The sequence below is a fragment of the Pseudomonas aeruginosa genome (assembly GCF_001457615.1).
Classification (GTDB): Bacteria; Pseudomonadota; Gammaproteobacteria; order Pseudomonadales; family Pseudomonadaceae; genus Pseudomonas; species Pseudomonas aeruginosa.
The window spans coordinates 5,310,001-5,326,232 of sequence record NZ_LN831024.1 but is presented as its reverse complement, the minus strand read 5'-3'; the positions used below and the strand labels follow the sequence as shown (position 1 = coordinate 5,326,232).

The following is a 16,232-nucleotide window of genomic DNA, read 5'->3' as shown; positions in this document are numbered from 1 at the left end:
AGAGATCATGCGTATCGATCGACTATTCAACGGGTTGGCGCTGGGCATCCTGCTCGGCACCGGCATGGCCCAGGCCGCCGAGCTGCCGCAACGCTGGGTGAGCGCGGGCGGCTCGCTGAGCGAATGGGTGGTGGCGCTGGGCGGCGAGAGCAAGCTGGTCGGGGTGGACACCACCAGCCAGCATCCGCAGGCGCTGAAACAGTTGCCGAGCGTCGGCTACCAGCGCCAACTGGCTGCCGAGGGCGTGCTGGCGTTACGTCCGGATATCCTCATCGGCACCGAGGAAATGGGGCCTCCGCCGGTACTCAAGCAGCTCGAAGGCGCCGGCGTGCGGGTCGAGACCCTCTCCGCCAGGCCGGATCTGGAGGCACTGGAAAGCAACCTGAAGAAGCTCGGCGACTGGCTCGGCGTGCCCCAGCGCGCCGAGGCCGCCGAACTTGACTATCGTCAGCGGCTGCGGCGCCAGGCGGACTGGATCGCGGCCGCGCAGAAGAGTCAGCCGGCCCCGGGCGTCCTGCTGGTGATCGGCAACGCCGGCGGTCAGTTGCTGGTAGCCGGGCGCAATACCGGCGGCGATTGGGTCCTGAACCGAGCCGGAGCACGCAACCTGGCTACCCATGAGGGTTACAAGCCGATCTCGGTGGAAGCCCTGGCAGCGCTCGATCCGGTCGCGGTGGTGATCGCCGACCGCAGCCTCGAAGGTGATGCGGCGCGTGCCGCGCTGCTCAAGCAGAACCCCGGGCTCGCCGCGACCCGCGCGGCGCGTGACGGACGTCTGCTGGTGCTTGACCCGACGCTCCTGGTGGGCGGCCTCGGTCCGCGCCTGCCGGATGGCCTGGCGGCTCTCTCCGCAGCCTTTTATCCTTCCGCGAAACCGCTGAGTATGGAAGCCGCCCATTGAAATCGGTTGTTCGCCCCCGCGCACTGTTCGGTGCGCTGGGGATTTCGCTCGTGTTGGTCCTCTGGTTGTCCCTCGCCCTCGGTCCCGTCAGCCTGCCGCTGGGCGATACCCTGCGCGCCGCGCTGCGCCTGGCCGGGCTGCCGCTCGATGGAGCGGGCCTGGCCCAGGCGGAAATGATCCTCGGCCAGATCCGCCTGCCGCGGACCCTGCTCGGCCTGGCCGTGGGCGCGGTGCTGGCGCTGTCCGGGGTGGCGATGCAGGGCCTGTTCCGCAACCCGCTAGCCGATCCAGGGCTGGTCGGGGTGTCCAGCGGCGCGGCCCTTGGCGCGGCGCTGGCCATCGTGTTCGGCGCCTCGCTGGGTGGCTTGCCGGCGTTCCTCGCGCCTTACCTGCTGTCACTGTGCGCCTTCGGCGGCGGCCTGGGGGTGACCTGGCTGGTCTATCGACTTGGCCGCCGCGATGGCCAGACCAGCGTGGCCACCATGTTGCTGGCAGGGATCGCCCTGACCGCGCTGTCCGGCGCGGTGATCGGACTGTTTACCTATCTCGCCGATGACGCCACCTTGCGTACCCTGACCTTCTGGAACCTGGGCAGCCTGAACGGCGCCAGCTACCCACGACTCTGGCCGCTGCTGCTGGTGGCGCTGCTGGTGGCCTGCTGGCTACCGCGCCGGGCAGATGCGCTGAACGCACTGCTGCTCGGCGAGTCCGAGGCCCGTCACCTGGGCTTCGACGTCGAGCGATTGAAGGCCGAACTGGTGCTTTGCACTGCCCTTGGCGTCGGCGCCGCAGTGGCGGCGGCGGGGATGATCGGCTTCATCGGCCTGGTGGTACCGCACCTGATCCGTCTGGTTGCCGGTCCGGATCATCGGACGTTGCTGCCGGCCTCGATGATGGCCGGCGCCATTCTCCTGCTGCTTGCCGACCTGCTGGCGCGCCTGGCGCTGGCTCCGGCGGAGTTGCCGATCGGCATCGTCACGGCACTGATCGGCGCGCCGTTCTTCCTTTATCTGCTATTGCGGGGGCGGGCCTGATGCTGCGCGTGGAGAACCTGTCCATCCGCCGTGGCGGAAAGACTGTACTGGAAGGCCTCGAACTGGAGCTGCGGCCTGGCGAGATGCTCGGCGTACTCGGCCCCAACGGCGCTGGCAAGAGCACCTTGCTTGGCGCTCTCTGTGGCGAACTGGAGCCGGCCGAAGGGCTGGTGCTGCTCGACGAGCGCGGCCTCGACGACTGGCCGGGCGTCGCTCGCGCGCAGCGCCTGGCGGTGCTGCCGCAGAGTTCGTCGCTGGGCTTCGCCTTTCCGGTGGAGGCGGTGGTCGGCTTCGGTCGGCTGCCCCATTCCAGCGGCCGCGAGCGCGATGTGCAGATCGTCGCCGAGGCCTTGGCGGCGGCCGACGCCAGCCATCTGGCCGGGCGCAGCTACCTGGCGCTGTCCGGCGGCGAACGCCAGCGCGTGCACCTGGCGCGGGTGCTGGCGCAGCTGTGGCCGGGCGAGCCGGGGCAGGTGCTGCTGCTCGACGAACCGACCTCGGCGCTCGACCCGCTGCACCAGCACACCACCCTGCAGGCGGTGCATGATTTCGCCCGCCGCGGTGCCTCGGTGCTGGTGATCCTCCACGATCTCAACCTGGCCGCGCGCTATTGCGACCGCCTGCTGCTGTTGCAGAATGGTCGCCCGCACCTGCTCGGTACGCCCGAGGAAGTCCTGCGCCCCGAGCCGTTGCGCGCGGTGTTCGGCCTCGAGGTCCTGGTCCAGCGTCATCCCGAGCGAGGTCATCCGCTGATCGTCGCCCGTTGAAGGAGTCGCCATGCGCATTCGCCTGTTCGCTTTCTGTCTGCTGCTGGGCGGCTGCCAGTCCCAACTGCCGCCGCTGCCTGATTGGCAGAGCGCGGAAGGGCGCGACGATCCGCAGACGGGACGAATAGTCGAATTGCGCAGCGGCGTGACGCTGAGCCCGCAGCAACTGGTCGCACGCCTGGCGGCCGCGCCGCGAGTGATCGTCGGCGAGAAGCACGACAATCCCGATCATCATGCCGTGGAACTGTGGCTGGCGCAGGCCCTGGGCGAATATCGGGCGCAGGGCAGCCTGCTGCTGGAAATGCTCGATCCCGGCCAGCAACCACGGGTGGATGCGGTCCGCGCACAACTCGGGACCGGCAAGCCGGTGGCGAACCTGGAGCAGGCCCTGGACTGGCAGAAAGGTTGGGACTGGACGCAGTACGGACCCCTGGTGTCCTGGGCGGTTGCGCAACCCGCGCCGTTGCTGGCGGCGAACCTCCAGCGGAGCGAGATCATGCGCATCTACAGGGAGCGTCCGCCGCTTCCCGGAACGGCCTCCAGGCGTGACAGCGTGCGCCTGCCGCTGCTTGCGCAGATTCGCGAATCCCACTGCGGCATGCTTCCCGACGATCAATTGCCGGCGATGCTCGCCGTCCAGCAGCAACGTGACCGCCGTATGGCCGAGCGTTTTCGCGATGCGCCACTGCCGGCGATGCTCGTCGCCGGCAGCTTCCACGCCCGGCGCGACCTCGGCGTACCGGTCCACCTGCGCGACCTTGGTGCGGAGAAGGGTGCGCAGGTACTGATGCTGGTCGAGGCCGGGCAGGCGGTAACGACGCGTGAGGCCGACTACGCCTGGTACACGCCGGCACAGCCGGACAAGGACTATTGCGCGGAGATGAAGAAGGCACGTTGAAGGAAGGGCGCGAGGCCTGGAGCCGTGTATCGCGCTACGTTTTCGCGGGCAAAAAAAGACCCGGCAAAGTGCCGGGTCGAAACCGTGATTAGCCTGATGAGGAGATAATCTGAAGAGTCCGACTGCTTGGTCTCTCAGCTTACCTGCTGGCCTCGCGACCAGTTGTTGTAATAATAACTATTCTCATTATCAGGTCAAGCCGGTTCTCATTCATTCCATCGCCAGCCGATGAACGGTCGTCTCCGGCCGAATCGCAGGCAAAAAAAGACCCGGCAAAGTGCCGGGTCAAAAACCGTGATTAGCCTGATGAGGAGATAATCTGAAGAGTCCGACTGCGTGGGTCTCTCAGCTTACCGGCTGATCTCGCGACCAGTTGAGTGACATAATAATGATTCTCATTTCCATGTCAAACGCTTTCGCCAAACTTTTCTGCTAGCTAGTCGCGAGCCCTCTGGAATGGGCCTCAGGCGCTGCGGCGAAGGCGCAGCTGGGTCACTTCCCGGTTAAGCAGGTCTATCCGCCGGGCCATGCCTTCGATCAGGCTATGGGCGATTCGCGGGTTGTTCTGCATAAGGCCGAGGAACTGCTCCTTGGGAATCACCATCACCGTGCAGGGTTCGCTGGCGACCACCGTGGCGCTGCGTTTCTCGCGAGTGAACACGGCCATGGCGCCGAAGATCTCGTCCTTCTGCACATCGCCGACTTTCTGGCCGTCCACCAGCGCTTCGGCATGCCCCTCGATGATGATGAACACATGATCCGCATCGTCGCCCTGGCGGATCAGCGCCTCGCCCGCGGCGAAGTGGCGGAAGCCGGTGGCCGGGCGGACTTCCGGCTGCTTCAGGTGCGCCAGCGCATCGCCGAGCAGGGCAGTCTGTCCGATCAGGTACTGCAATAGCAGTTCCTGACGTTCCTGGTCAGCATGGATGTGCTGGAGCAGCGCATCGCGCGAATAGGGCAGCAGGCGGATCGGCTCTTCGTTGGCATGCCGGCAGGCGGGGAGCTCGAGTCCGCGTCGAAGGCCGAGGAGGTCGCCTTCCTGGAGGTAGAACAGTGGGCGTTCGTCGACCAGCGCATGCAGCAGGCCGCTTTCCACCAGGAATACCTGGTCGGCGGGCAGCTCGCGTTCCAGGTCGTCGCTACGTTCCAGTTCCAGGGCGGGGCCGCTGGGTGCCAGGCCTTCGAGCAAGCGGTGAGGGATCCCCTGCAGGCGATTGATCAATTGGTCGGCATAAGCCGGTTGCTCGCCGAGTAGATACATGGCCATTTCCTTGAGCTGCCTGGTCGGGAGAGGAGGTACGAACGTCCACGAGACGATAGGTGGGCGCCCGGGGGGAGTAAATATCTTCCCGTGGCAGGTGTGAGCTAGCTCTTGTTTCGCACGGGGAAAGTCTCCAGCTCGCCGAGCAGTGCGGCCTTGTGGTCTGGGGACAGCTCGTTCCAGTGAACGTCGAGGAGTGCGCCTTCGATGGCATAGAGCAAGACTTTCGAGGCTCGGAAGCCGCGCGCGCGGACCGCGCGATAGGCTCCCACCGAGCCGAGCCGACGCAGATCGGTGGCGCTGTGGATACCCACGGCATGCAACCATTGGGTCGAGGTTTTCCCGAGGTTTTTCAGGTTCAGCAGTTCGTCGTTCATCGTCGGTCCTTGCGATGCCGCTCAGAAGCGTGATGGCGCGGAACTGCCTGGAACCGGTCCGGAGCCGACAGGGCCGGCGCGATGGAGCGAGATGGCCGACGCGAGCGGCCTTCGCCCTTACGATCCGGCGTAGGCGGTCCGGGACCGATCCTCAGCCGGCCGGGTACCTGCCAGAAGTGTAGCGGCCTCCCGGCAAAACGTGGCCTGGCGTGGTCCTTCCGCTTCTCAGGGCTCCGGCAGGTAGCGCAGGCGGGTGCCGAAGTTCACCGACATGCGGATCTCGTCCGGCGCCAGGCGCAACGGGAAATACGTACCGGATATCTGCGCATGGGCCAGGCTGGCGCCCTCCAGGCGCGCCTCGCGCAGATCCACGCCGCGCAGGTCGGCGCCGCGGAAATAGGCATCGCTGAAGTCGACGCGGGCGGCATCCAGCAGACGCAGGTCGAGGCCGCGGAAGTCGCCGCCGGCCAGGTCGATCCAGCCGTCGGCCGGCTTCTGTCGGTTGAAGCCTTCGATGTCTTCGGCGTGGAGCAGTTGGTAGAGCGGCGAGTCGAGCTGACGGGGCGAGTTCATGGGCGGCGTCCTGTGCAGAAGGCTCGCCGTGAGTATAGAAGAGCAGCGGCACGGCGCCCGCCCTGGAGGGGCGGGCGCCATGGCAGTTCGTTCAGAGACCGGGCAGGCGCTGGCGAATGCCGTCGACCAGCCCGTCGAGGCTGGCCGCGTCGTGGGTGTCTACGCGCTTGCTCTGGACCGTCTCCGCCGCTGTCAGCGGCTCGCGGGTAGCCTGCTGGGTGCGGATCACGTCGAGAGTCGCGTCGGACGGATCCTTGCCTTCCGCCTGGCGTTGCGCAAGCCAGCCGGCGATCACCGCTTCGGGCGCCTGGCAGTCGAGGATCAGGAACGGCACGCCGGTTTCTTCCGCGATGTGGCAAGCGGCCTGGCGCTGATTCTGCTTCAGGTAGGCGGCATCGATCACCACCGGATAGCCGGCCTGGAGGATCTTCGCGGCCAACTGGTGAAGGTGCGCATAGGTCGCTTCGCTGGCCTGGCTGCTATAGATGCCGGCGGCGAACTGGCCCCTGTCGTGTTCCGGCTGCTCGCCGAACAGACGCTTGCGTTCGATATCCGAGCGCAGGCGCACGGCGCCCAGAGCCTCCACCAGACGCATGGCCACCTGGCTCTTGCCGACCGCGGAGACACCATGGGTGACCGCCAGGAAGCGCGAGGGAATGGCGCTGTAGCTTTCCGCCAGGTTGGCGTAGTTGCGGTACTGGCGCAGGGTCGCGGCGCGCTGCACGGCATCGGTCTGGTAGCCGAGGCTGAACAGCGCGACCTTGGCGCGGACCATGGCGCGGTAGGCCTTGTAGAAGTTCAGCAGTTCCAGGGCCTGGTAGTCGCCGGTGTGTTCCAGATAGAGGCTGACGAAGCGTCGAGCGTGGCACTTCAGGCCGCGATCTTCCAGGTCCATCGCGAGGAAGGCGAAGTCGGCGCAGACATCGGTGAAGCGGAACGGTTCGTTGAATTCGATGCAGTCGAACAGCACTACCCTGCCGTCGATCAGCGCGGCGTTGCCCAGGTGGATGTCGCCGTGGCATTCGCGGATGAAGCCCTTCGCCTTGCGCTCCTGGAGCACCGGCAGCAGGCGTTCGAAGCTGCTTTCCGCCCAGGCTTCGAGGGCATCCAGCTGTTGCAGGTCGGCCTTGTCCTTGAGCAGCGGGCGAACCTGCTCGAAATTCTGCCGCACCGGCGCCATGCAGGACTCGGCGGTGCCCAGCGGGTGCTCCAGCGGCACCTTCGGAGTGTTCTGGTGGAAGTGCGCGATCTGCTCGGCCAGTTCGTCGATATGCTGGTTGGACAGTTCGCCGCGGCCCTGGATTGCCGCCAGCAGGTTGTCCTGCGGGAACTGGCGCATCTTCAGCAGGTATTCGATTGCCTCGCCGTCGCCGCCGATCCGCGGCGCCTCTTCGCTGCCGGTGATCGGCAGGACCTCCAGGTAGAGATCGTCGGTGAGGCGCTGGTTCAGGCGCAGCTCTTCGTTGCAATAGAAGCGGCGCTTGTCCAGGCTGGTGAAATCGAGAAAGCCGAAATCCATCGGCTTCTTGATCTTGTAGGCGTAGGGACCGGTCAACAGGACCCAGGAGATGTGCGTCTCGATGACCTCGAAGCGCTCCACCGGGTGGGGGTAGAGGGCCGGGTTCTGCAGGGCGGCGATCAGGGTCTGGCTCACGGGATATCCTTGCCTCTGAAATATGCGAAAACCCGCATTATGGCGGGAAGGGGTGACAGTGCAAACCTCGCTGGCGGATAGCAACCATTTGCCGGATCGCCGGTCGAATGCGCCGCGCTGCCGCCGCGTCTATCCACCGGGGCCGCGCAGACCGTGGATGCCGCCGATGCGGTGTCTGTCCGCTGTGGATAAAGTACGTATAATGCGCCGCCATGACGCGTCCCCGATCCCCCCGTTCCCGTAACAGCAAAGCACGCCCGGCACCCGGCCTGAACAAATGGCTCAGCTGGGCTCTCAAGCTCGGCCTCGTCGGCCTGGTGCTCCTCGCCGGCTTCGCCATCTATCTCGATGCGGTGGTGCAGGAGAAATTCTCCGGCCGGCGCTGGACCATCCCGGCGAAGGTCTATGCCCGCCCGCTGGAGCTGTTCAACGGCCTGAAGCTGAGCAGGGAAGACTTCCTGCGCGAACTCGACGCCCTCGGCTACCGTCGCGAGCCCAGCGTGAGCGGCCCTGGAACCGTATCGGTGGCGGCCAGCGCGGTCGAACTCAATACCCGTGGCTTCCAGTTCTACGAAGGCGCGGAACCGGCCCAGCGCGTGCGCGTGCGCTTCAACGGCAACTACGTCAGCGGGCTGAGCCAGGCCAACGGCAAGGAACTGGCGGTGGCGCGCCTTGAGCCGCTGCTGATCGGCGGCTTGTATCCGGCGCACCATGAGGATCGCATCCTGGTCAAGCTCGACCAGGTGCCGACCTACCTGATCGACACCCTGGTCGCGGTCGAGGATCGCGACTTCTGGAACCACCATGGTGTGTCGCTGAAGTCCGTGGCGCGGGCGGTGTGGGTCAACACCACGGCCGGCCAGTTGCGCCAGGGCGGCAGCACCCTGACCCAGCAGTTGGTGAAGAACTTCTTCCTGAGCAACGAACGCAGCCTGAGCCGCAAGATCAACGAAGCGATGATGGCGGTGCTGCTGGAGCTGCACTACGACAAGCGCGACATCCTCGAGTCCTATCTCAACGAGGTGTTCCTCGGCCAGGATGGGCAACGAGCGATCCATGGCTTCGGCCTGGCCAGCCAGTATTTCTTCAGCCAGCCGCTGGCCGAGCTCAAGCTCGACCAGGTGGCGCTGCTGGTCGGCATGGTCAAGGGACCGTCCTACTTCAACCCGCGGCGTTACCCGGATCGTGCGCTGGCGCGGCGCAACCTGGTGCTCGACGTGCTCGCCGAGCAGGGCGTGGCGACCCAGCAGGAAGTCGACGCCGCCAAGCAGCGCCCGCTCGGCGTGACCCGGCAGGGCAGCATGGCCGACAGCTCCTATCCGGCCTTCCTCGACCTGGTCAAGCGCCAGTTGCGCCAGGACTACCGCGACGAGGACCTGACCGAGGAAGGGCTGCGCATCTTCACCAGCTTCGATCCGATCCTGCAGGAGAAGGCCGAGACCTCCGTCAACGAAACGCTCAAGCGCCTCAGTGGGCGCAAGGGAGTCGACCAGGTCGAGGCGGCGATGGTCGTGACCAATCCGGAAACCGGCGAGATCCAGGCCCTGATCGGCAGTCGCGACCCGCGCTTCGCCGGCTTCAACCGGGCCCTGGACGCGGTGCGGCCGATCGGTTCGCTGATCAAGCCGGCGGTCTACCTGACCGCTCTCGAGCGGCCGAGCAAGTACACCCTGACCACCTGGGTGCAGGACGAGCCCTTCGCGGTGAAAGGCCAGGACGGCCAGGTCTGGCGACCGCAGAACTACGACCGGCGCTCGCATGGCACGATCTTCCTGTACCAGGGCCTGGCAAACTCCTACAACCTGTCCACCGCCAAGCTCGGCCTCGACGTCGGTGTGCCCAACGTGCTGCAGACCGTCGCCCGGCTGGGTATCAACCGTGACTGGCCGGCCTATCCGTCGATGCTGCTGGGCGCCGGTTCGCTCAGTCCGATGGAGGTCGCCACCATGTACCAGACCATCGCCAGCGGCGGCTTCAACACGCCGTTGCGGGGGATCCGCAGCGTCCTCACTGCCGACGGCCAGCCGCTCAAGCGCTATCCGTTCCAGGTCGAACAGCGCTTCGACTCGGGCGCCGTCTACCTGGTGCAGAACGCCATGCAGCGGGTCATGCGCGAAGGCACCGGGCGTTCGGTGTACAGTCAATTGCCGTCGTCGCTGACCCTCGCCGGCAAGACCGGCACCAGCAACGACTCGCGCGATAGCTGGTTCTCCGGTTTCGGCGGCGACCTCCAGGCTGTGGTCTGGCTCGGTCGCGACGACAACGGCAAGACGCCGCTTACCGGCGCCACCGGTGCCTTGCAGGTGTGGGCCAGCTTCATGCGCAAGGCGCATCCGCAATCGCTGGAAATGCCGATGCCGGAGAACGTGGTGATGGCCTGGGTCGACGCGCAGACCGGGCAGGGCTCGGCGGCGGATTGCCCGAATGCCGTACAGATGCCCTATATTCGTGGCAGCGAGCCCGCCCAGGGCCCAGGCTGCGGGAGCCAGAACCCCGCCGGCGAGGTGATGGACTGGGTACGTGGCTGGCTGAATTGATCCGAGAGGACCTGACGTGAAGAAGATTTTCGTATTCGCCGCGCTTGCCGGCAGTGCCGTGCTCGCGGGCTGCGCCAGCCCGCAGCACGGGGCGATCCCGGTGGTGGATTCCGGTACTCCGGTGTCCAACCAGGAAAGCGGCGGTTTCCGCATCACCCGTACCCAGGTACCGCGTACCCAGCAAGGCGCCGCCACCCAGGGCATTCCCCAGGGCGGCGACTCCGGTGTGGTGGTGATGGTGCCGCAGGGCGCCAATTCCGCACCGATCCAGACTTTCCCGGCGCAGTCCGGCGCCGCGCCGATCAGCAGCGCTCCGCTCGGCACCGGCACCCAGTACCAGGCTCCGCCCAGCAGCGCCTCCACGCCACCGCTGGGTGGCAGCTACAACATGCCGCCCAGCGGCGCCAGTCGTTCCGCGCCCACCGGCATTCCGGCCTCCGGCTCGGCCGGCAGCCTGGCGGCCGACGAGCAGTTGGACGGGCCGGTCCTGGCGATGCTCACAACCGCCCAGCAACAGCAGGGCAGCGGCGACCTGAACAGCGCCGCCGCCAGCCTCGAGCGAGCCCAGCGCATCGCTCCGCGCGAGCCGCAGGTGCTCTATCGCCTGGCCCAGGTGCGCCTGGCCCAGGGCGATGCGGCCCAGGCCGAGCAGGTCGCGCGCCGTGGCTTGAGCTACGCCAATGGCCGGCCGGCCTTGCAGGCCGGGCTCTGGGAACTGATCGCCCAGGCGCGGGAGAAGCAGGGAGACTCCGCCGGCGCTGCGCTGGCCCGGCAGAAGGCAAAGGTCAGCTCCTGATGGATCGACGGGTCTATGCGCTGGCCGACCAGTTGTTGCTGATCGAGCGTGAGTTGCGTGCCCTCGGCTGGTGGAGCGAAAGCCGCCCCGCCCCGGAAGCGCTGGCCAGCCCCGAGCCGTTCTGCGTGGATACGCTGGCGCTCGAGCAATGGCTGCAATGGATCTTCCTGCCGCGGATGAAGCTGATTCTCGAAAGCGACAGCGCCTTGCCGCAGGCCTCGGGTATCCTGGCCATGGCCGAGGTGGCCTATGCGCAGCGTGGCGAGGAAGTCGCCGGTCTGCTGGCGGCGCTTGGCGAGTTCGACCGGCTGATCGGCGGGCCGTCATGAAGCTTCGGCAGTAAAGAAAAACCCGGCTACAGGCCGGGTTTTTCTTTGCTTCAAGCAAGGCGGAGAGCCGGGTCAGCCCCATGCTGCGGGACGGGGCTGTGTTCGCCTCAGCGGCAATTCTCCTGGATCGCCTTTTCGGCCTTGGCGATTCGCTCCTGGCGTTCTTCCTCGCCGAGGCGACGGAGTTCGCCCTTGCCTTCGTCGACCCTTACGCGCGGGTTGTTCTTCAGTTGCGCGAGGTTGTTGCGGGTCTCTTCGCAGAACTGCTTGCGCTCGGCCTCTTCCTTCGCCACTTGCTGCTTCACCTTGTCGTCGATCGCCTTCTGCTCGGGATCGGCCGGTTTCTGCTGGATGGTCGGTGCCGGGGTCGAGGGGGGCAGGGGGAAGTTGTCCGGCGGCGGGGCGGTCTGGGTATTCACCGTGGTCGCTTGCGCACCTTGCGGCGGTTGTGCGCCGAAGTGGGTGACGCCCTCGGCGTCGACCCATTTGTAGATCGGGGCGGCCATGGCGAAAGAGGAGAGGGCGAGCAACAAGCTGGCCGGGAGGATCATGCGTCGCATGCGGAGTCCTTGGAATGCGCTAACTGCGGCTAACTATAACCAAATCCGCCAGCGCGGCATGCTGCACGGCATCACAACCGCCGCCGGAGACGGCCTCGCCGTGGCAAGTCCTCGCGGGAATCATGGGCATTTTGGAAAAGTTTGCTCTAAATCGGAATTTTCTAGCCATAAAATCTGTTTTTGGTCATTGATCAGCTTTTTTATGGAAGGGTATGGCAGCTTCCTTGGAATTTTTTTTGATAATTTTCAGAATAAAGCTTGACTTGCGTTCGACGAATGCGAAGAATCCAAGCTCGCTGTAGCGGGCCGTCTGCAACCCAGTCCCCTCTCCGGCAGACCATGAGGTGCCTACCCGCGCCGAAAGTTACACCCTGCTTCGCGTTACCTCGCGCTGGGTGGAAGAGCTCCGTAACACCAGGCGCCCTTCCAAGTTTGCTCAATCGGCAGTTGACGTAGCCGGTGACTACCGTCACCCATGCTCTGCCGGGCAGCCAACCGAATTTCGGTCGCCCGCCCCTGGGTGGCCGTATAGCGTTCTAGAGGTGAAAACGTGGAGCTTTTATCTGGCGCTGAAATGGTCGTCCGCTCGTTGCGCGACGAAGGCGTTAAGTACATCTACGGGTACCCGGGTGGTGCCCTCCTGCATATCTACGACGCGCTCTTCAAGGAGCACGACGTGACCCACATCCTGGTGCGCCACGAACAGGCGGCTACCCATATGGCCGACGGCTACGCCCGCGCCACCGGCAAGCCCGGTGTCGTGCTGGTGACTTCCGGCCCGGGCGCGACCAACGCCATCACCGGTATCGCCACCGCATACATGGACTCCATCCCGATGGTGATCCTGTCGGGCCAGGTGCCGAGCAACATGGTCGGTACCGATGCGTTCCAGGAAACCGACATGGTCGGGATCTCCCGGCCGATCGTGAAGCACAGCTTCATCATCAAGCATCCCTCGGAAATTCCCGAGGTGATCAAGAAGGCCTTCTACCTGGCGCAGTCCGGTCGTCCGGGGCCGGTGGTCGTGGATATTCCGAAGGACATGGGCGACCCGACGCAGAAGTTCGAATATTCCTATCCGAAGAAGGTCAAGTTGCGTTCGTACAGCCCGGCCGTTCGCGGTCACTCGGGACAGATCCGCAAGGCCGCCGAGATGCTCCTGGCCGCCAAGCGCCCGGTGGTCTATTCCGGCGGCGGCGTGATCATGGGCAATGCCGCGGCGCCGCTGACCGAGCTGGCGCAGATGCTCAACCTGCCGGTGACCAACACCCTGATGGGCCTCGGCGGGTATCCCGGCGCGGACCGCCAGTTCCTCGGCATGCTCGGGATGCATGGCAGCTTCACCGCCAACCTGGCGATGCATCACAGCGACGTGATCCTCGCGGTCGGCGCGCGTTTCGACGACCGGGTCATCAACGGTGCGGCGAAGTTCTGCCCGAACGCCAAGATCATCCACATCGACATCGATCCGGCGTCGATTTCCAAGACCATCAAGGCCGACATCCCGATCGTCGGCCCGGTGGACAGCGTTCTCACCGAAATGGTCGCGATCGTCAGGGAAATCGGCGAGACCCCGAACCAGGATGCCCAGGCTGCCTGGTGGAAGCAGATCGACGAGTGGCGTGGTAACCGTGGGTTGTTCCCGTACGACAAGGGCGACGGCAGCATCATCAAGCCGCAGACCGTCATCGAGACGCTCTACGAGGTTACCCATGGCGATGCCTTCATCACCTCCGATGTCGGCCAGCACCAGATGTTCGCCTCGCAGTACTACAAGTTCAACAAGCCCAATCGCTGGATCAACTCCGGCGGTCTCGGCACCATGGGCTTCGGCTTCCCGGCGGCGATGGGCATCAAGCTCAACTTCCCGGACGACGATGTCGCCTGCGTGACCGGCGAGGGCAGTATCCAGATGAATATCCAGGAACTGTCTACCTGCCTGCAGTACGACCTGCCGGTGAAGATCGTCAACCTGAACAATGGTGCCCTGGGCATGGTCCGCCAGTGGCAGGACATGCAGTACAACAGCCGTTATTCGCATTCCTACATGGAATCCCTGCCGGACTTCGTCAAGCTTGCCGAAGCCTACGGGCATGTCGGCATGCGCATCACCGACCTGAAGGATCTGAAGCCGAAGATGGAGGAGGCGTTCGCCATGAAGAATCGCCTGGTCTTCCTCGACATCCAGGTGGACGCCAGCGAACACGTCTATCCGATGCAGATCCGTGACGGCGCGATGCGCGACATGTGGCTGAGCAAGACGGAGCGTACCTGATCATGCGACACATCATTTCCCTGCTGCTGGAAAACGAGCCAGGCGCATTGTCCCGCGTGGTCGGCCTGTTCTCCCAACGCAACTACAACATCGAAAGCCTTACCGTGGCGCCGACCGAGGACCCGACCCTGTCGCGTCTGACGCTGACCACCGTGGGGCACGATGAGGTGATCGAGCAGATCACCAAGAACCTCAACAAGCTGATCGAAGTGGTCAAGCTGGTGGATCTGTCGGAAAGCGCCCATATCGAGCGCGAGCTGATGCTGGTGAAGGTCAAGGCCACGGGCGCCCAGCGCGCCGAGGTCAAGCGCACCACCGATATCTTCCGTGGGCAGATCGTCGACGTCACCAGTAGCGTCTATACCGTGCAACTGGCGGGTACCAGCGACAAACTGGACAGCTTCATCCAGGCCATCGGCACCGCGTCGATCCTGGAAGTGGTCCGCAGTGGCGTCACCGGCATCGCCCGTGGCGACAAGACTCTGAGCATCTGAACTGAAAGCAGGCCCGCGAGGCCTTACTGAAGGGGAATTCCCATGCGCGTTTTCTACGATAAAGACTGTGACCTCTCGATCATCCAGGGCAAGAAAGTTGCCATCATCGGCTACGGCTCCCAGGGCCACGCCCATGCCTGCAACCTGAAGGACTCCGGCGTCGACGTCACCGTGGGCCTGCGTAGCGGCTCCGCCACCGTGGCCAAGGCCGAAGCGCACGGTCTGAAGGTTGCCGACGTGAAGACCGCCGTCGCCGCAGCCGACGTGGTCATGATCCTCACCCCGGACGAGTTCCAGGGCCGCCTGTACAAGGAAGAGATCGAGCCGAACCTGAAGAAGGGCGCCACCCTGGCCTTCGCTCACGGCTTCTCCATCCACTACAACCAGGTCGTCCCGCGCGCCGACCTCGACGTGATCATGATCGCGCCGAAGGCCCCGGGTCACACCGTGCGTTCCGAGTTCGTCAAGGGCGGTGGCATCCCTGACCTGATCGCCATCTACCAGGACGCTTCCGGCAACGCCCAAGAACGTCGCCCTGTCCTACGCCTGCGGCGTCGGCGGCGGTCGTACCGGTATCATCGAAACCACCTTCAAGGACGAGACCGAAACCGACCTGTTCGGTGAGCAGGCCGTTCTCTGCGGTGGTTGCGTCGAGCTGGTCAAGGCCGGTTTCGAAACCCTGGTCGAAGCCGGTTACGCGCCGGAAATGGCCTACTTCGAGTGCCTGCACGAGCTGAAGCTGATCGTCGACCTGATGTACGAAGGCGGCATCGCCAACATGAACTACTCCATCTCCAACAACGCCGAATACGGTGAGTACGTAACCGGTCCGGAGGTGATCAACGCCGAGTCCCGTGCTGCCATGCGCAACGCCCTGAAGCGCATCCAGGACGGCGAGTACGCGAAAATGTTCATTACCGAAGGTGCGGCCAACTACCCGTCGATGACTGCCTACCGCCGCAACAACGCCGCTCACCCGATCGAGCAGATCGGCGAGAAGCTGCGCGCGATGATGCCGTGGATCGCAGCCAACAAGATCGTCGACAAGAGCAAGAACTAAGCGGCTCCGGCGACAGACGAAGAAACGCGGCCCCGGCCGCGTTTTTTCGTTCTTGCCTGGCGATCTGGTATAAAGCCTGGGCCGGCGGAGTTGTCTTCCTAGTCAGAAGTGCTGTCGGCATATTCGTACCCCATCAGTTCCCAAGGAATTGTCCATGAGTGAACGTCCCGAGGAGCCGAACAAGGCCTCCGACGAAGAAAGCCTGCTGCCCATCGACGAACATATAGAAGAAGGGCACGACGCCGAAGGGCGGAAGGTTCGTCACCGCGGTATCTACCTGCTGCCCAACCTGTTCACCACGGCGGCCCTGTTTTCCGGCTTCTACGCCATCATCAATGGCATGAGCGGCCAGTTCGCCAACGCCGCCATCGCTATCTTCGTGGCCATGGTCCTCGATGGACTGGACGGCCGCGTGGCTCGCCTGACCAACACCCAGAGCGCCTTCGGCGCCGAGTACGACTCGCTGTCGGACATGGTCGCCTTCGGTGTGGCGCCGGCGCTGGTCGCCTTCGAATGGGCGCTTGGCAGCCTCGGCAAGGTCGGCTGGATGGTCGCCTTCATCTACGTTGCGGGCGCAGCCCTGCGTCTGGCTCGTTTCAACACCCAGGTCGGCAAGGCCGATAAGCGCTATTTCATCGGCCTGGCCAGTCCGGCCGCCGCGGCGCTGGTGGCGGGCACGGTATGGGCGTTCAGCGATTTCGAGATCCAGGGCGCCA

The 16,232-nt window shown here is 65.0% G+C and carries 16 protein-coding genes and 1 pseudogene (1 of these 17 running past the window's edge); 12 read left to right on the top strand and 5 right to left on the bottom strand.

The genetic code is table 11. The features are described from left to right. The first annotated feature begins 7 nt into the window (after positions 1-7). Genes AT700_RS24500 through AT700_RS24485 form a run of 4 tightly spaced genes read left to right on the top strand, consistent with a single transcriptional unit; the run spans position 8 to position 3,600 of the window. Positions 8-901, top strand: coding sequence for a hemin ABC transporter substrate-binding protein (locus AT700_RS24500; protein WP_010793745.1), 894 nt, complete (start codon positions 8-10; stop codon positions 899-901). Between the two features lie 50 nt (positions 902-951). Beyond that, positions 952-1,935 (top strand): FecCD family ABC transporter permease, encoded by a 984-nt coding sequence (locus AT700_RS24495; RefSeq protein ID WP_010793746.1) that lies wholly within the window; start codon positions 952-954, stop codon positions 1,933-1,935. After that, positions 1,935-2,702: a heme ABC transporter ATP-binding protein gene (locus AT700_RS24490; RefSeq protein WP_003095098.1), complete on the top strand. Its 768-nt coding sequence runs from the start codon at positions 1,935-1,937 to the stop codon at positions 2,700-2,702. Before AT700_RS24495 ends, AT700_RS24490 begins: the two co-directional genes overlap by 1 nt. Before the next feature lie 10 nt (positions 2,703-2,712). Next, positions 2,713-3,600 (top strand): ChaN family lipoprotein, encoded by an 888-nt coding sequence (locus AT700_RS24485; protein WP_010793747.1) that lies wholly within the window; start codon positions 2,713-2,715, stop codon positions 3,598-3,600. Between the two features lie 463 nt (positions 3,601-4,063). On the opposite strand, the gene cbpA is transcribed toward AT700_RS24485, so the two are convergent. The 4 genes from cbpA to AT700_RS24465 form a co-directional block, all read right to left on the bottom strand. Beyond that, complete coding sequence (cbpA, locus tag AT700_RS24480; RefSeq protein ID WP_003095096.1) at positions 4,064-4,861, bottom strand: cAMP-binding protein CbpA; 798 nt, start codon at positions 4,859-4,861, stop codon at positions 4,064-4,066. 104 nt (positions 4,862-4,965) lie between these two features. After that, the gene (locus AT700_RS24475; RefSeq protein ID WP_003095094.1) at positions 4,966-5,238 is read right to left on the bottom strand and encodes a TfoX/Sxy family protein; all 273 of its coding nucleotides are present in this window, start codon (positions 5,236-5,238) and stop codon (positions 4,966-4,968) included. Between the two features lie 225 nt (positions 5,239-5,463). After that, entirely contained in the window at positions 5,464-5,811 is a 348-nt protein-coding gene (locus AT700_RS24470; protein ID WP_003095090.1) for a pentapeptide repeat-containing protein, read from the bottom strand. Between the two features lie 91 nt (positions 5,812-5,902). Beyond that, positions 5,903-7,465 carry a bifunctional aminoglycoside phosphotransferase/ATP-binding protein gene (locus tag AT700_RS24465; RefSeq protein ID WP_003095088.1) on the bottom strand — a complete coding sequence of 521 codons (1,563 nt, stop codon included), beginning with the start codon at positions 7,463-7,465 and terminating at the stop codon, positions 5,903-5,905. A gap of 212 nt (positions 7,466-7,677) precedes the next feature. On the opposite strand from AT700_RS24465, the gene mrcB reads away from it, so the two are divergent. From mrcB to AT700_RS24450, 3 genes are read left to right on the top strand one after another with little or no spacing between them, the layout of a single operon-like run. Beyond that, complete coding sequence (mrcB, locus tag AT700_RS24460) at positions 7,678-10,002, top strand: penicillin-binding protein 1B (protein WP_004352653.1); 2,325 nt, start codon at positions 7,678-7,680, stop codon at positions 10,000-10,002. A 16-nt stretch (positions 10,003-10,018) separates the two neighbouring features. Next, positions 10,019-10,798 carry a penicillin-binding protein activator LpoP gene (lpoP, locus tag AT700_RS24455; RefSeq protein ID WP_003095080.1) on the top strand — a complete coding sequence of 260 codons (780 nt, stop codon included), beginning with the start codon at positions 10,019-10,021 and terminating at the stop codon, positions 10,796-10,798. Then, positions 10,798-11,127: a YqcC family protein gene (locus AT700_RS24450; protein ID WP_003123490.1), complete on the top strand. Its 330-nt coding sequence runs from the start codon at positions 10,798-10,800 to the stop codon at positions 11,125-11,127. Before lpoP ends, AT700_RS24450 begins: the two co-directional genes overlap by 1 nt. Before the next feature lie 107 nt (positions 11,128-11,234). On the opposite strand, the gene AT700_RS24445 is transcribed toward AT700_RS24450, so the two are convergent. Further along, positions 11,235-11,687, bottom strand: a complete 453-nt coding sequence (locus tag AT700_RS24445) for a DUF4124 domain-containing protein (RefSeq protein WP_003095076.1) — start codon at positions 11,685-11,687, stop codon at positions 11,235-11,237. Here AT700_RS24445 and AT700_RS30185 point away from each other — a divergent pair. From AT700_RS30185 to pssA, 5 genes and pseudogenes are all read left to right on the top strand, one after another. Then, complete coding sequence (locus AT700_RS30185) at positions 11,677-11,949, top strand: hypothetical protein (protein WP_152934532.1); 273 nt, start codon at positions 11,677-11,679, stop codon at positions 11,947-11,949. The genes AT700_RS24445 and AT700_RS30185 overlap by 11 nt on opposite strands. 288 nt (positions 11,950-12,237) lie before the next feature. After that, entirely contained in the window at positions 12,238-13,962 is a 1,725-nt protein-coding gene (locus tag AT700_RS24440; protein ID WP_003095071.1) for an acetolactate synthase 3 large subunit, read from the top strand. A 2-nt stretch (positions 13,963-13,964) separates the two neighbouring features. Further along, on the top strand, positions 13,965-14,456 hold the full coding sequence (ilvN, locus tag AT700_RS24435) for an acetolactate synthase small subunit (protein WP_003095069.1): 492 nt from the start codon (positions 13,965-13,967) through the stop codon (positions 14,454-14,456). A 42-nt stretch (positions 14,457-14,498) separates the two neighbouring features. Further along, a pseudogene (ilvC, locus tag AT700_RS24430) lies at positions 14,499-15,516 on the top strand (ketol-acid reductoisomerase). Positions 15,517-15,670: 154 nt separating this feature from the next. Further along, a protein-coding gene (gene pssA / locus AT700_RS24425) for a CDP-diacylglycerol--serine O-phosphatidyltransferase (protein WP_003095061.1) crosses the window boundary here: on the top strand, positions 15,671-16,232 show its 5' portion. 254 nt of this gene lie beyond the right edge of the window; only the first 562 of its 816 coding nucleotides appear in the window; it begins with the start codon at positions 15,671-15,673; its stop codon lies beyond the right edge, outside the window.

Excerpts from the sequence above, each read along its gene's own strand:
- AT700_RS30185 (WP_152934532.1), top strand. The coding sequence starts at position 11,677 with ATGCGTCGCATGCGGAGTCCTTGGAATGCGCTAACTGCGGCTAACTAT.
- mrcB (WP_004352653.1), top strand. The coding sequence starts at position 7,678 with ATGACGCGTCCCCGATCCCCCCGTTCCCGTAACAGCAAAGCACGCCCG.
- AT700_RS24485 (WP_010793747.1), top strand. The coding sequence starts at position 2,713 with ATGCGCATTCGCCTGTTCGCTTTCTGTCTGCTGCTGGGCGGCTGCCAG.
- AT700_RS24490 (WP_003095098.1), top strand. The coding sequence starts at position 1,935 with ATGCTGCGCGTGGAGAACCTGTCCATCCGCCGTGGCGGAAAGACTGTA.
- ilvN (WP_003095069.1), top strand. The coding sequence starts at position 13,965 with ATGCGACACATCATTTCCCTGCTGCTGGAAAACGAGCCAGGCGCATTG.
- cbpA (WP_003095096.1), bottom strand. The coding sequence starts at position 4,861 with ATGTATCTACTCGGCGAGCAACCGGCTTATGCCGACCAATTGATCAAT.
- AT700_RS24450 (WP_003123490.1), top strand. The coding sequence starts at position 10,798 with ATGGATCGACGGGTCTATGCGCTGGCCGACCAGTTGTTGCTGATCGAG.
- AT700_RS24500 (WP_010793745.1), top strand. The coding sequence starts at position 8 with ATGCGTATCGATCGACTATTCAACGGGTTGGCGCTGGGCATCCTGCTC.
- AT700_RS24475 (WP_003095094.1), bottom strand. The coding sequence starts at position 5,238 with ATGAACGACGAACTGCTGAACCTGAAAAACCTCGGGAAAACCTCGACC.
- AT700_RS24445 (WP_003095076.1), bottom strand. The coding sequence starts at position 11,687 with ATGCGACGCATGATCCTCCCGGCCAGCTTGTTGCTCGCCCTCTCCTCT.
- AT700_RS24470 (WP_003095090.1), bottom strand. The coding sequence starts at position 5,811 with ATGAACTCGCCCCGTCAGCTCGACTCGCCGCTCTACCAACTGCTCCAC.